This window comes from Chromatiales bacterium (genome assembly GCA_024234935.1).
Lineage (GTDB): Bacteria > Pseudomonadota > Gammaproteobacteria > Steroidobacterales.
The window spans coordinates 45,474-58,889 of the sequence record JACKNI010000005.1 but is presented as its reverse complement, the minus strand read 5'-3'; the positions used below and the strand labels follow the sequence as shown (position 1 = coordinate 58,889).

General features: G+C 61.6%; 10 protein-coding genes. 4 read left to right on the top strand and 6 right to left on the bottom strand.

The window, feature by feature from the left end; genetic code table 11:
- Window positions 1-6: 6 nt before the first annotated feature.
- The 3 genes from H6979_11045 to H6979_11035 form a co-directional block, all read right to left on the bottom strand.
- Window positions 7-816 carry an SDR family oxidoreductase gene (locus H6979_11045; protein MCP5140385.1) on the bottom strand — a complete coding sequence of 270 codons (810 nt, stop codon included), beginning with the start codon at window positions 814-816 and terminating at the stop codon, window positions 7-9.
- A gap of 9 nt (window positions 817-825) precedes the next feature.
- Complete coding sequence (locus tag H6979_11040) at window positions 826-2,637, bottom strand: VCBS repeat-containing protein (GenBank protein ID MCP5140384.1); 1,812 nt, start codon at window positions 2,635-2,637, stop codon at window positions 826-828.
- Window positions 2,638-2,701: 64 nt separating this feature from the next.
- Window positions 2,702-4,624 carry a TonB-dependent receptor gene (locus H6979_11035; protein MCP5140383.1) on the bottom strand — a complete coding sequence of 641 codons (1,923 nt, stop codon included), beginning with the start codon at window positions 4,622-4,624 and terminating at the stop codon, window positions 2,702-2,704.
- 94 nt (window positions 4,625-4,718) lie between these two features.
- Between H6979_11035 and H6979_11030 the strand changes: the two genes are divergently transcribed.
- Both H6979_11030 and H6979_11025 read left to right on the top strand, forming a co-directional pair.
- A complete protein-coding gene (locus H6979_11030) occupies window positions 4,719-5,429 on the top strand; it encodes a hypothetical protein (protein MCP5140382.1) in 711 nt (236 codons plus the stop codon).
- The gene (locus tag H6979_11025) at window positions 5,426-6,730 is read left to right on the top strand and encodes a DUF418 domain-containing protein (protein ID MCP5140381.1); all 1,305 of its coding nucleotides are present in this window, start codon (window positions 5,426-5,428) and stop codon (window positions 6,728-6,730) included. Before H6979_11030 ends, H6979_11025 begins: the two co-directional genes overlap by 4 nt.
- 30 nt (window positions 6,731-6,760) lie before the next feature.
- On the opposite strand, the gene H6979_11020 is transcribed toward H6979_11025, so the two are convergent.
- Complete coding sequence (locus tag H6979_11020; GenBank protein ID MCP5140380.1) at window positions 6,761-7,186, bottom strand: nuclear transport factor 2 family protein; 426 nt, start codon at window positions 7,184-7,186, stop codon at window positions 6,761-6,763.
- A 265-nt stretch (window positions 7,187-7,451) separates the two neighbouring features.
- On the opposite strand from H6979_11020, the gene H6979_11015 reads away from it, so the two are divergent.
- Window positions 7,452-8,516 carry a mechanosensitive ion channel family protein gene (locus H6979_11015; GenBank protein ID MCP5140379.1) on the top strand — a complete coding sequence of 355 codons (1,065 nt, stop codon included), beginning with the start codon at window positions 7,452-7,454 and terminating at the stop codon, window positions 8,514-8,516.
- 14 nt (window positions 8,517-8,530) lie between these two features.
- On the opposite strand, the gene ggpS is transcribed toward H6979_11015, so the two are convergent.
- Window positions 8,531-10,762, bottom strand: a complete 2,232-nt coding sequence (ggpS, locus tag H6979_11010; protein MCP5140378.1) for a glucosylglycerol-phosphate synthase — start codon at window positions 10,760-10,762, stop codon at window positions 8,531-8,533.
- Window positions 10,763-10,785: 23 nt separating this feature from the next.
- The gene (locus H6979_11005) at window positions 10,786-11,943 is read right to left on the bottom strand and encodes an MFS transporter (protein ID MCP5140377.1); all 1,158 of its coding nucleotides are present in this window, start codon (window positions 11,941-11,943) and stop codon (window positions 10,786-10,788) included.
- A gap of 263 nt (window positions 11,944-12,206) precedes the next feature.
- Between H6979_11005 and H6979_11000 the strand changes: the two genes are divergently transcribed.
- Window positions 12,207-13,382 carry a DUF642 domain-containing protein gene (locus H6979_11000; protein ID MCP5140376.1) on the top strand — a complete coding sequence of 392 codons (1,176 nt, stop codon included), beginning with the start codon at window positions 12,207-12,209 and terminating at the stop codon, window positions 13,380-13,382.
- Window positions 13,383-13,416: the final 34 nt, after the last annotated feature.

Sequence of the window (13,416 nt, the reverse complement as noted above, 5' to 3'; positions counted from 1 at the left end):
TGGTTCCTATTGCGCGGTCAGACCGCCATCGACGACGAATTCGGCACCGGTAATGAAGCGTGCCGCATCAGACGCGAGAAACAGCACCATCGCAGCGATGTCTTCCGGCTGGCCGATGTCCGGCAGCACCTGCATGTCCATGTAGAACTTCAGGGCTTCTTCGGTACTCGCCACCACGCCCTTGCGGCGCATGTCCTCGAGTTCCTGGCGGAACATGGGTGTGTCGGTGTTGCCCGGATGGACCGAATTCACGCGGATACCATAACCCGCCCGGCCGCACTCGATGGCCACGCTCTTGGTGAACAGGCGCACACCGCCCTTGGTGGAACAATAGGACGTCAGGCCTTCCGCACCGATGATCCCGCCAACCGAGGACAGGTTGATGATGGAACCGCCGCGACCGCTGCGGCCACCCGGTCGCATCACCTCGACCGCGCACTTGCTGCCCATGAAAACGCTGTCGAGGTTGACGGCATGCACGCGCCGCCATTCTTCCAGGGATGTTTCGAGCAGGGTGTGCACGATCGCGATACCGGCGTTGTTGACCAGTACATCCAGGCCGCCGTAACGGTCAACGATGGTGTCTACCGTTGCCTGCCACTGCGCCTCATCGGTGACGTCGAGAGACATGAACGCGGCCACGCCGCCTTCCTTGACGATCGCATCGACGACAGCACATCCGGCCTGTTCGTCGATATCGGCAACGATCACGCTGGCCCCGTGCCGGGCCAGCGTCGCGGCGCAGGCCGCGCCGATGCCCTTCGCCGCACCGCTGACCAGTGCGACCTTGTTCCTGACGTGAATGAGCGACTCCATGCCCTGCCCTCAGCTCTGGTTCAGCAGGTAAATGATGCTTTCGGCCTTGCCCTTGCGGCCCTGCATGGCCTTGTGATTCGTGATCCAGTCCGGCGGTACCAGCTCGGGGAAGTTGCCGAGACCGAGCACGATATCCTTCTTCCCGTCACCATTGACATCGGCAGCCTCGATCGAACACCAGACACCGAAAAACTCGCGGCTGATCGACTGGGGCTCGAACCGGAATCCGCCCTTGTTCTCGAGGTAGACGAAGGTTTCCGGTTCGTCCTGGTTCCACTGCGGAAACAGCGAGATCGCGGCGATATCCATGTCGCCGTCGCCGTCAAAGTCCTCGACGACGGAGCGGATTGCACCATGCATGCGGTAGTAATAGCTCTTCGTGAATGTCAGGTCACCATTGTTCCTGAACACCCGGATACCGTGCTGGGGACGCGGCGCCGGAATGATGTTGATGATGTGGTTGCCGGCCACGTTGTCACCGTTCAGCACAACCAGATCCATCTTCCCGTCGCCATCGAAGTCGGCAGCCCTCAGGCTGTTGCCGCCATATGAGGGCGTGTTGCGGTCAAGCACATGGCGCGTGAAGGTCTCGTCACCGTTGTTGATGAACAGCAACAGTTCCTGCCGGCCCTGGGCGACAAGTGCAGCAATATCCGGCCGGCCATCGTTGTTGAAATCGGCGATGGTGTTGCCGATCAGACCAGCCGTGCGATCCAGCACGTTTTCACGCAGCGCACCGGCCAGCGGACCGGGCGGAATTTCAGCCGGCGCGTCCTGCCACAGCTTCTGGTACCCGGGCGTCTGGTAAAAAATTGCCAGCACGCTCTTCGCCCCGTCTGCATACCCGTCGCCAAAGGCATTGGCGACGATATCGGGCAGACCGTCGCCGTTCATGTCCACCGTATGGTGCTCGACCAGCCGCTGTTCGCCGTTGATCAGCATACGGGCGCGCGGCGTCTTGCCTTCAAACTCCCAGTCGGTGATTCGCCCGATACCGACTTTGGTCATGGGGAATCGTCCGTGAGTCACGAGCCGCATGCCGGTTTCGGTCAGCTTCATGTCGATCGGATCGCTGGCAACGCGCTGATCAGCGATGCGCTTGCCGGTCGCAAGATTCAGAACCACGACGTCGTCCCACTTGTCAAAGCCTTCGCGGCGCTCACCGCCGCCGACCCAGTCATCGATCACCGTGCGCCCGACATACAGGCGCTGACGCTGCGGATCGACCAGTGTGGAGAGGATCAGTGCATCGGGCTCCAGCTCAAGCTTCGGTTTCACCGGCTTGAACACCTTGGTCAGCGGCGCTTTCGGCGCCTGCATTTCCATTTCCTTCCAGGGTCGCGAATTGCTGACGAAGTAGTCGCGCATGCGCTGGAACTCTTCCTTGCTCATCTCCGGTTGCGGCGGAATGTGCTCCTTGAACGGGTAGAAATCGCGGAAAAAACCATTGTTGTCGTAGAGAAAATAGCGCTTCGTGTAGTCCTGGACGGGCTCCAGCTCGGGCGGAAATGGTTCCACGCGCATGTCATCAAACTCGTCGCCCTTCATGCCCACATAGTTGCCCATGTAGTGCAGCGCATAGGGCCAGTATTCCTTTGCCAGATCTGCCGGATCCGGTGCGAGATGACACCGCACACAATGCAGGTCCACCAGTTGCTTGCCGCTCAGCTCGGCACCCGGGGCAGTAGCTCCAGCGCTTTTCACCTCAGCCTGCGTCGCCTCCGGTTTCGGCCGGTCACAGCCGCCGACCAGGCTGCCGGCGAGCAGCACGGCTGACAGGGTGAACAGTTTCAGGTTCGCATTCTGCAAGTCCGGACTCATGAGCTGACTCTCCCGCACGACAGGTTCATGGGGTCGCAAGTATAGTCCGGCTCTCCTGGTCCGGTCAGAAGTCGCCGCGCAGCTCCACGCGCAGGCGCCGGTCCTGGGCCGGAAAGCCGACGAACTGCTCGTAATCCCTGTCGAACAGGTTATCGATCGCCAGCGATACGCGGAGCGCACCGAAGCGCAACGAGCCGGCGGCATCCACCACCGTGAATGAGGGCATGCGGATGTCACCGGTCGGGTTGGAGCGGTCGAGAAATTCCCCGCTGTAACGCATACCGACAAATGCCGTGTGTCCGCCCGCAAAATCATGGGCGACGCTGGCGGCGGCCGTGCGCTCCGGACGGTTGCGCAGCGGCTGCAGGCCATCGCGCTCATCGATGTTCAGCAGCGAGGCGCTGGCCTGCACGCGCCAGTGCTCATCCATCTGCAGCCTGAGTTCGGGTTCGATGCCCTGCACGACGATGGTGCCGCGATTGATATTCGTGAATGTATCGCTGTCGAAATCCACCAGATCCTCATAGCGGGTGCGAAACAGACTGAGCTGCAGCGCCGACCCGGCGCTGTCGATGCGGCGAACGAGCGTCAGATCCGCATTCCTGCTGCGCTCCGGTTTCAGGTCGGGGTTGGCGCCAAGCGGGAAGCCCAGCGCAAAGAAGCTCGGCGGCTTGAAGCCCTTGTTGAAGTTGGCCTTGAGCGTGGTGGAACCGCCCGGCAGGTCCCAGACCAGGCCGAGGTGCGGCGTGGTCTGGCTGTCGCTGCTCTCGCCCTCGTCAATGCGGTCGTGGCGCACCCCGATCTGCGCGGCAAGACCGGACAGTATCGGAAAGCGTCCCTCCACGAACACTGCGGTGGTCCTGCGATCCAGGCTGAAGTTCAGGGTCTGGAGACTGCCATCGAGAAAGAAGTCGCCGACGCTGTCGAGCTGGCCATCCTCATCGGCAAGTTCGGCACCGGCGACAAAAGTGCCACTGGTCCCGTAACTCTTGCTTAGCGCCATTGCCACATCACGGCGGCGGAAATCCGTATCGGTGACGAATGCCGGAACCGGGAAGCGCACACCCGCATCGATGGCCGCATTGTCGTCGCTGGCTTGCCGCTTGAACTCCGAGGCCTTGAGCGTCAGCTGGAGCCCGCTGATGTCGCCGACGCTCAAGTCTGCCCCGTAGCGCCTGTCTGTCGATGTTCTGGAAGTCAGCTCACGATTGACGGCCAGACGCGGCCCACCGCTGTCATCCGGAAATCCGGTGCTGTCACGCTCGACCTGGGCCGCAAAGATTCCGCCAGTGAACCAGCCGTTGTCCACCAGACGCAGCGAGCCTGAAACAGTGTCGAGATCGAGGGTCGCGTCATCACCCCGCTCGCCACTTTCCGCATGACCGGCATTGAGCTGGGCCTGCAGACTGCCGTTGCCGAGATTGAGGAGCGCGCCGAGGCTGCTTTCATCGTCGCCACCCATGGCGGCGTAGCCGCTGCCCTCGATGCCGTTTACCGCGGTACGCCGGGTGATGAAATGCACCACGCCAGCCAGCGCTTCACCGCCATAGACCGCCGATGCCGGGCCGCGCAGCACCTCGATGCGCTCGATCTGGTTGACGTCGATGGCCGACAGATCGTAGGTACTGCCGCGCGTGGTGGTCGGGTCATTCAGTTTGACGCCGTCCAGCAGGATCAGCAGATGACTGTTCTCGGCCCCGCGCAGGTACATCGACATGAAGCCGCCGGCCGGGCCAGCCTGATCGACATAGATGCCGGTCACGCGCGAAAGCACATCCTCGATACCGGAGGGATGACTGGCCTGGATTTCGGCACGCTCGATGACGGTCACATTCTGCGCCAGGCCGGCACTGGTCATCGGCAGCCGCGTGCCGGTCACCACGATGTCGGCATCATCAGCTCCTGTGACGCCTGCCGCGGACGTGATTGCCGACGCAGTCGCAAATAAAGACACCAGCAGACAGCTGGCACGCCAACGGGCATGCATCGTGAAGCGTCCTCGATCAGGCAATGGCTGCAAATGGCCACGGCACCGAATTATAGATGTCAGCTGCACCATGAATATGCTGGAATGAATCCATATGCTCTCCGCCGCGTATCTGATCATTGCCGTCCTCGACTTCGGTGTGCTGCTCTGGGCCGTACGCGAGTGTCGCCGTTACCGGACCAACGGACTGCTTTTTGCGACCCTGCCGCTGCTCCTGCTTTGGTATGACAACGCGGTGATCGGCATCGGCAGCACGCTGGGAGAGGGTGCGCTGCTGATGAATCTCAACACGGTGCGCTTCCTGGCGCACTACATCAGCCTGCCCATGACCTTTATCGCCATCGGAGCGATGGCGCGAGAAGCGGGTTTTCGGCTGGCCCGGCGAAAATCCGTGATGGCGGCTTTCTGCCTGCTCGCTGTTTACTTCATCGCCCATGACCTGTGGCTGTTTTCGCAGTCCGGCTTTTATCCCTCATGCTTTGCGGACACCCTGCGGTATACGACACATATCGCCGAGTACACCGCATGCGGCCCGGATGCGGAAATCGGCGCAGGCCGGTCCATTCCGCCCATTCCCGCAATCACGCTGACCAATATGCTGATCGTGTTTGGCCTGTTCCTGTGGCGACGGACCGGATGGAAATGGCTGACGCTTGGCTCCATGGGTGCGATGGTCTTCTTTGCAGTGCCTTATGCGCAGACCGGCGGCATATTCGGCAATATCGGCGAGCCGATCATCAGTGCGGTGATCATTGCCACCGCCGTGCATATCGCCAAACACCGGCAATCGGCAGGTCAAACGTGAACGCGGCATCTCCACTGGCGCTCACCGACCGCATCCACGCCCTGGATACGACGCGGGGCTTCGCCGTGCTCGGCATACTGCTGATGAACATCTGGTCCTTTGCGGGGCCACAGGCGATTTACGACTATCCGGTTGCAGCCGCCGACTGGGGCGGAGCGCCGCTGCAGACCTGGGCGGTGATGCATACGCTGTTCGAAGGCAGCCAGCGGGCGCTGTTCTCCATGCTGTTCGGCGCCGGCATGCTGCTCATGGTAAGTCGCCTGGATGAGCGCGCAGCGGATGCGAGTAGTGCGCGGATTTACTACCGGCGTCTCGTATTCCTGATGCTCTTCGGCCTGTTCGACCTGTTCGTGCTGCTGTGGCCTGCCGACATCCTGTTCATCTATGCATTGTGCGGCCTGGTACTGTACCCGCTGCGCAATCTCAAACCCGGCACCCTCCTGCTGCTGGCTCTGATCGTATTCTCCGTTCAGGCCGGATTGCGGGTACAGAACTGGCAGGAGTCGATACAACTGCGACAGGAATACGCGGCGGCACAGGCTGAGCCGGCCCTGCCGAAGAATCCGGATCAGGCAACGACTGAACGCTTGCAGGCATGGGAAGCCATGGAGCAGCGTGCGCATCCTGACCTCGATGCGCCAAGAACCAGAGAACTGATTCGCATCACCGGCAGTGGTGCGTTTGGCGAATTTCTCGCCTCGAAACTGCAAACCAGTCTCATGCTGCTGATCTTCGTCGGCTTGAAATCATTGGTGCTCGATTCACTCGGCGCCATGCTCCTTGGCATGGCCTTGCTGCGGGCCGGTGTATTGACCATGACTGCTGCACCCCGGAGCTACGCCCTCCTCATGTTGATCGGCTACGGCATCGGGCTGCCGCTGGCTGCGTGGGAAACCGCCGCAATGATCGGCAACGACTTCGACCCGATCCTGAAAGCGCGCAACCTGATTCACTACGACTTCAGGCGCATGGCCGTCGGGCTGGGCCATCTGGGTCTTATCCTGCTGTTCTGTCGCCGGTATCCGCGCAGCTGGCTTGCGACACGGATTGCGGCGGCAGGCCGCATGGCGCTCAGCAATTACCTGGGCCAGTCGATACTGTGCGGCTTGCTGTTCTATACCGTCGGTTTCGGCCTGTATGGCCGATTTACCGGCTATTACCTGTATCTGGTGGTCGCCGGCATCTGGATCATGCAGATCGCGTTCAGCAACTGGTGGCTGGCCCGCTATCACTTCGGCCCCTTTGAATGGGTCTGGAAGTCGCTGACCTACAAGGAGCGCCAGCCCCTGCGGCGCGCCTGAGCAACAGGGCCGGCATCACCCCGACCGGACTCATGCTTCGCGGATGCTGTTCCCCACCTTCTGCTTCGTGCCAGGCACCGGCCAGTCTTTCCATTCCTTGATCACGCCATCAGCGATCAGGAAGTGACCGGCGACATGGAACTCCATGCTGAGCCCGCCCGGCGGTGCATTGAAACTGTCGATGCGCTCATTCAGTACCAGCGGGGCTACCGCAAAGGACCGCAGGATGTCCCAGCGTACTGAATCGAGCTTTTTCAGGAACGGGCCCATCTGCTTCGCAAACTGGTCCCTGCCGGTGATCAGCGGCTGCCCGGGCGCAATCTGGTAGAGCAGGTCTTCGGCCAGATAGGGCAGCAGCGCATCGACATCGCGCAGCGACCAGTCACGGCAGAAGTCCCGCACGAGCTGTTCGTTGCGCAGATCCTGCGCGCTCATTTTCGTCTGTTCCACGCTCATCGTTGTGAGTCCTCCACAGGCCGTCATGCCCAGCGCCGCCGCGCCCGTCAGAATTTCTCGCCGGTCCACTATCGTTTGCCCTCGGTCGTTCAGGCCATTCTCGCATGACACCTGTCGATGACCTGCCCGAATCCGGGATGGTGAAGTTTTGGCCACATTCCTTGATACGAGTTTGGCAACTGTGTTTTCATCAAGGCTGCCAGCGGCGTTCAGCCCGCTGCCTGTCCTGAATCACCGACTGTATTGAAGGATCGACACACCCGACATGGAAATACTGTCACTGGAACTATTGGGCAATCCATTGCTGCAGTGGGCCACAGCAACCGGTGCTGCCCTGCTCGCCATTGTCGCGCTGCTCATACTCTCCCGCTTCGTTCGCACACGCCTGACAACATTCGCCCAAAAGACCGACGGCACGCTCGATGATGCCCTTGCTGCCGCGATGCGGGCGACACACTTCTGGTTCATCGCTGCTGTCGCGCTGTTGTGCGGAGCACAGTTTCTGCACCTGCCAGAGCAGGTGAACTCGATAGTCGGCCACGTTTTCACGCTGGCCCTGATCCTTCAGGCCGGGTTGTGGGCGCACGCCGCCATCAGCGGTCTGCTGTCCGGCTATCTGGCCCGGCACCGGCACCTCGATGCCAACGGGGTTACCACCACCTCCATCCTGTGCTTCATCGCACAGGTGGCCCTCTGGTCGCTCGTCGTGCTGATGCTGCTCGACAACCTGGGCTTCGACGTGACGACGCTGGTGGCGAGTCTCGGCATCGGCGGCGTCGCGGTTGCCCTCGCCGCGCAGAACATTCTCGGTGACATGTTCGCGTCGATTGCCATCGCGCTTGACCAGCCGGTCGTCATCGGCGACTTCATCGTCGTCGGCGACTTGACCGGTACCGTGGAACGCGTCGGCCTCAAGACCACCCACCTGCGCAGCCTTTCAGGCGAAACCATCGTGCTGTCAAACAGCGATCTGCTGAACAGCAGGATCCGCAACTACAAGCGGATGTCGGAGCGTCGTGTGCTGTTTGGATTCGGCGTCACCTATGACACGCCGCCGGACAAGCTGCGCAACATCCCGGTCGTCGTGAAAAAAATCATTGAACCGGATCCGCTGACCCACTTCGATCGCGCCCACCTCGCCAAGTTCGGTGCCTCGGCCCTCGAGTTCGAGGTGGTCTACTACGTGAAGAGCCCCGACTACGGGCAATTCATGGATATCCAGCAGCGCATCAACCTGGAGCTGATCGACGCATTCCAGGAATCAGGAATCGAGTTCGCTTTCCCGACCCAGACCATCCATCTGGCAACACCTGCAGATGCCATGCCGTAGGTAACCGGACTTGCTCACTGGCGGACTGCCTGCAGAAAGTCGCGCCCCCAGCGCGCCAGGTCATACTGGGACACGATCTCGAACAGCGTTCGCTGGCGGCTGTCGCGCTCACCATCCGTCATCGTCAGCGCCAGCCTGAGGGTGGCAACGAGATCAGCCTGGTCATGCGGGTTCGTCAGCAGCGCGCCCTTGAGCTCTGCCGCCGCGCCGGCAAACTCGGAGAGCACCAGCACACCGCTTGAACCATGCACGCCGTGCGTGGCCACGAATTCCTTGGCGACAAGATTGAGGCCGTCGCGCAAAGGCGTGATCCACATGATGTCAGCCGCCGCATAGTGCGCCACGACCTCCTCAAACGGCAGGGAACGGGCAAAAAACCGTACCGGGGTCCAGTCCAGACGGGAATATCGGCCGTTGATTCGGCCAACCGCCTGGTCGATCTGCGTCTGCAGCGAGCGATAGACGGTCATCTCCCTGGCAGCCGGAACACAGACCAGCATCAGGGTCAGCGTACCGCGAAGCGCAGGATCAGCGTCCAGCAAGCGCTCGAAGGCCTGCAGTTTCTCCAGGATCCCCTTGCCGTAATCGAGCCGCTCGATGGCCAGCACCAGCTTTCTGTCGCCGATCTCGGCCCGGATTGTCGCGATATCGGCCTGCACCTGCGACAGCTCCATGCACTCGCGAATACGACCGACGTCAGTGCCTGCCGGGTGGGCGCCCAGTCGCACCGTTCGCTCTCCGTAACGTAGACCAGTCGCCATCGTCGCAACACCCACGGCACAGCCAAAGGTCAGGAAGCGCGGCGCACAGGATGCGCTCGATGCGATGTCGACCGGTATCGCGCTGCGGAGTGCGTCGACGAAGTTTTCGACATGACGGGGGATATGAAAGCCGATGTAATCACAGGCGAGCAGACTGCCGAGGATCTCCCGTCGCCAGGGAATGATGTTGAAGATATCGCCGGCCGGGAAGTGCGTGTGGTGAAAGAAGGCGATCTTCAGGTCTGGCCGGAGTTCGCGCAGGGTCGAGGGCACCATCCACAGGTTGTAATCGTGCAACCAGACCACCGCACCCGGCGCTGCTTCGGCGGCCACGACCTCGGCAAAGCGCCGGTTGACCTTCTTGAACAGCTGCCAGTCATCTTCATTGAATCGCGCCCGCTCCCAGAAGGTATTGATGACCGGCCAGAACGCTTCCTTGGAAAAGCGTTTGTAGAATACGTCGACTTCATGCTTGGTCAGCGAAACGCGCGCGGCCGTGAGGTTCGGATAGCGCTCCGCATCGACGGCCGTATGCACCTCGAACTTGCCGCTCCGTTTGTCCTCCACGCTCCACGCGACCCATGATCCGGGATGACCATCGCCAAAAAAGCTGAGCAGACTGGGAATGATGCCGTTTGGTGAACTGTGCCGGTGGCGCACCAGCTTGCCGTCAACGACATTCTCTTCGTAAGGTAGCCGGTGATAGACCATCACCAGCTCGGCCTTGCCGCAGGCGCGATCGGTCCTTGTCCCCGAGACGAGCTTTTCCGCGTCGACCATTGCGAAATGGTCGATTGCTTCAAGAATTCCGCCGCAGCCGGTGGCCCTGGCATGCAGGACGTTGTCCAGACGATCTGTTGCGGCGAGCAGGGCCGGTTCCGAGTCGCCGACACAGACGCCCGGATAGCCTTCCCGGTACATCGACAGGTCATTGAGCGTATCGCCGGCCACCAGCACCTGGGGCGCCTCAATGCCCAGATGGTTGACCAGCATGCGGAGGGTGCTGCCCTTGTCCGTGGAGCGCGGCAGTATGTCGAGGTACTGGTCTGCGGAGTAGAGCACCTCGCAGTCCAGACGACGCGCTTCAGCTTCGATTTCGCCGCGCAGCTCGTTGAGCAGTTCAGGCTGGCACCAGTAAGAGCAGCGCCGCTGCTGCGGCACATTCTGGCGTATCAGCCCCTTGAACCGCGACATCGCCAGCGCGACCGCATGCTCACCAGGCCAGCGCGATTCGATTTCCCATTGCAGCGGCTGTATTGGCTGCATATCGGAAGTGCGGATCAGCGTAGCGCCCACATCGCAGATCACGTAGTCGGGGTCGGGCAGCAGGGGATCGGCGAGCAGCGGCAGGACGTTTTCCAGGCCACGACCGGTGACCCAGGCGAGATTTATTTCCGGGTGCGAGTCGACCAGCCGGTACAACTGCTGGCGCATTCCCGCATCGCCGGCCAGGAAGGTGCCGTCCAGATCGGTGGCAAGAAACATCGATACAGCTGTGGTCGTAGCACTCATGGTGATTGTCCTTCAGGCGGCTGCACCGGAATATCCGGCAACAGCTCCAATGCGGCAGGCGTGGTGCGCAACATGGGATGAAATCGCGCGTGATGGAAAATCTGGCGGGCTCTGAACAGCCGCCGGCCACTGGTGACGACAGCCAGCAGGCCCGCGGCAATGGCAAAAAATGCCGGCAGGCTGTCGGGACCCAGGCGTTGCATGAGAAACCCTGCGGCAACCGGGCCCAGCGCTGCGCCGATGCCGTTCAGCAGCAGCAAGGCACTGCATCCGGCAAGCAAGGCCTCTGCTGGCAGCTGGTCGAGCAGTTGTGCCACGCACAAGGGATAAAGCGCGAAGGCGAGACCGCCGAACAGAAAATACATCACGAACAGCAGCGCACCGGGTCCGGGCGAAAGCACGGCTGCGAGCAGCGCTATTCCCGCGGCTGCCGCGCTGACAGCGGCAAGCGTCGTGCGACGATCACCACGATCGGAGAAACGGCCGATTGGAAATTGCAGAGCAGCGCCCCCGCATATCGTGACCGTCATGAACAGGCCGACGCCCGACCGGTCCAGCCCCGATTCCAGGGCGTACACCGGTCCCATGCCCCAGAACGCACCCAGCAGGAGACCGGACAGCACGGCGCCGATCGCCGCGCTGGGCGCCATCCCGGCGATCTGCCAGATATTCGAGCGGGGCGCAGGCAGCATCGCCGGCTGCGGCAGCAAGGTAAAAGCGACTGGCAGCGCCGCGAGTGAAATCAGGATGGCAACCACGCTGAACAACACGAAACTTTGCGGCGGCTGCAAGTCCAGAAGCAGTTGCCCGGAAGCCAGCGCCAGCAGGCTGACCACCATATAGACGGCAAATATGCGGCTGCGCTGCCCCGGCAATGCCTGCGAGTTCAGCCAGCTCTCGATCACGGTGCAGAGGCCCACGACGGCCAGTCCTGTGACGACGCGCAGCAAGGCCCAGGCGACCGGGCGAACCCACAGCGGGTAGAGCAGAACGGTTATTGCCGCCAGCGCGGCATAGAAGGCAAAGGCACGGATATGCCCGACGCGCCGGATCAGCAGCGGGGCGACAAAGGTGCCAAGAAAAAAACCGACGAAATAGCCTGACATGATCAGGCCGAGGGTCAGCTCATCGAAACCTTCGACACCACCGCGCATCGCCAGCAGGGTGCTGAGCAACCCGCCACCGGCCAGCAGAAACGCAACACTGACAAGGAGGGACAGAATGGGGAAAACAAGACGAAGCACGCGAGCGGGGGAATCTCCTCAAATCAGCGGCGAAGTATAACCCATTGATCATGATGGCTTCCCGGGCCGCCTTGAGACCAGCCTGATACTTGCGTTGCGGCGCGGCCGGCGTATATTCGGATGCGCCGACAGCTTGCTGAACTCCATACAAACAATAGTCACGGAGCGCAATCATGACCATCTCGGTCCCCGCACGCATGGCGGCCTGGTTCCGCTGTATCACCCTGATTACCAGCCTCATCCTCGCAGCTGCCCCGGCCAGTGCACGTGAAAACGCGCTGCAAAAGCTCGGCAAGGCCCTGAACGCGCTCGGCAATGGCCAGCACTCCGGTAACCTCATCGTCAATGGCAGCTTCGAAGAACCGGTGGTCGGCAAGGGCCGCTATCTGACCTTTCCCGCCGGTCAGTCATTTGCAGGCTGGCAGGTGATCGGCTCGGGCAGCGTGTCGCCAATCAGCGGCGAGTACGTCGCTTCCCGCATCACCTTCAACGCGCAGCAGGGCAGCCAGTGGCTGGACATGACCGGGCCAGGATCGAATTCAGCGGCTGGTGTACAGCAAACAGTCCGGACCCAGCCCGGCACCAGGTACGAGCTGGTGTTCTACGTCGGCAATGTGGTCGGCGGATCCTTCGGCACCACCAGCAGCATCGAAGTGCTGGTTGACGGCAAGTCGCTCGGGGTTTCGCGCAATGCCAGCAACAGCCCGGGCGGCCAGTCCTGGGGCCAGGTCAAGCTGCCGATCACGGCGACAGGCAACAGCACAACGATCGCTTTCATCAATCGCGACCCGTCAAACGACAACAGCAACGGCCTGGATAACGTTTCGCTCATGCCAGCCCCGGCGACGGCAGTACTCACCGAGTCCTTTGAGGCACCGGTGACCAGTAACTACACGACATACAATGCAGGCCAGTCCTTCAGAACGGCGACCAACACCTGGACCGTTGCCGCCAGCGGCGTCGATATCTGCAACGTACAGGCCCGGCGCGAAGTAACCGCATTTGAGGGCAATCAGACATTGGATCTGAACGGTTCTCCCGGAGCCGGGGTACTCGCCACCAGCTTTGCAACCAAGGCCGGACAGAAATACAGCCTGAGCTTCCACTACGCCAGAAATAACGGCCTGGGCGCCACACCAGCCCGCGCGAAGGTAGAGGTGCTTGGATCGGCACCACTGTTGCAAGCCGAAATTCGCCACGACAAGACGGTTGGGCCTTTCGGCAGCTACCTGAGCTTCAGCGATGATTTTGTGGCAGACGGCACCACAGCAAGCCTGCGTTTCACCTCGCTCAATTCCGGCAATGCCGGGATCACGCTCGATGGCATCGAAATCAAGGCCGTGGACTAGGACACAGCCACCGTAACACCAGGATTACCCAGGC

Excerpts from the sequence above, each read along its gene's own strand:
- H6979_11045 (MCP5140385.1), bottom strand. The coding sequence starts at position 816 with ATGGAGTCGCTCATTCACGTCAGGAACAAGGTCGCACTGGTCAGCGGT.
- H6979_11040 (MCP5140384.1), bottom strand. The coding sequence starts at position 2,637 with ATGAGTCCGGACTTGCAGAATGCGAACCTGAAACTGTTCACCCTGTCA.
- H6979_11035 (MCP5140383.1), bottom strand. The coding sequence starts at position 4,624 with ATGCATGCCCGTTGGCGTGCCAGCTGTCTGCTGGTGTCTTTATTTGCG.
- H6979_11030 (MCP5140382.1), top strand. The coding sequence starts at position 4,719 with ATGCTCTCCGCCGCGTATCTGATCATTGCCGTCCTCGACTTCGGTGTG.
- H6979_11020 (MCP5140380.1), bottom strand. The coding sequence starts at position 7,186 with ATGAGCGTGGAACAGACGAAAATGAGCGCGCAGGATCTGCGCAACGAA.
- H6979_11015 (MCP5140379.1), top strand. The coding sequence starts at position 7,452 with ATGGAAATACTGTCACTGGAACTATTGGGCAATCCATTGCTGCAGTGG.
- ggpS (MCP5140378.1), bottom strand. The coding sequence starts at position 10,762 with ATGTTTCTTGCCACCGATCTGGACGGCACCTTCCTGGCCGGCGATGCG.
- H6979_11005 (MCP5140377.1), bottom strand. The coding sequence starts at position 11,943 with ATGCGCGGTGGTGTCGAAGGTTTCGATGAGCTGACCCTCGGCCTGATC.
- H6979_11000 (MCP5140376.1), top strand. The coding sequence starts at position 12,207 with ATGACCATCTCGGTCCCCGCACGCATGGCGGCCTGGTTCCGCTGTATC.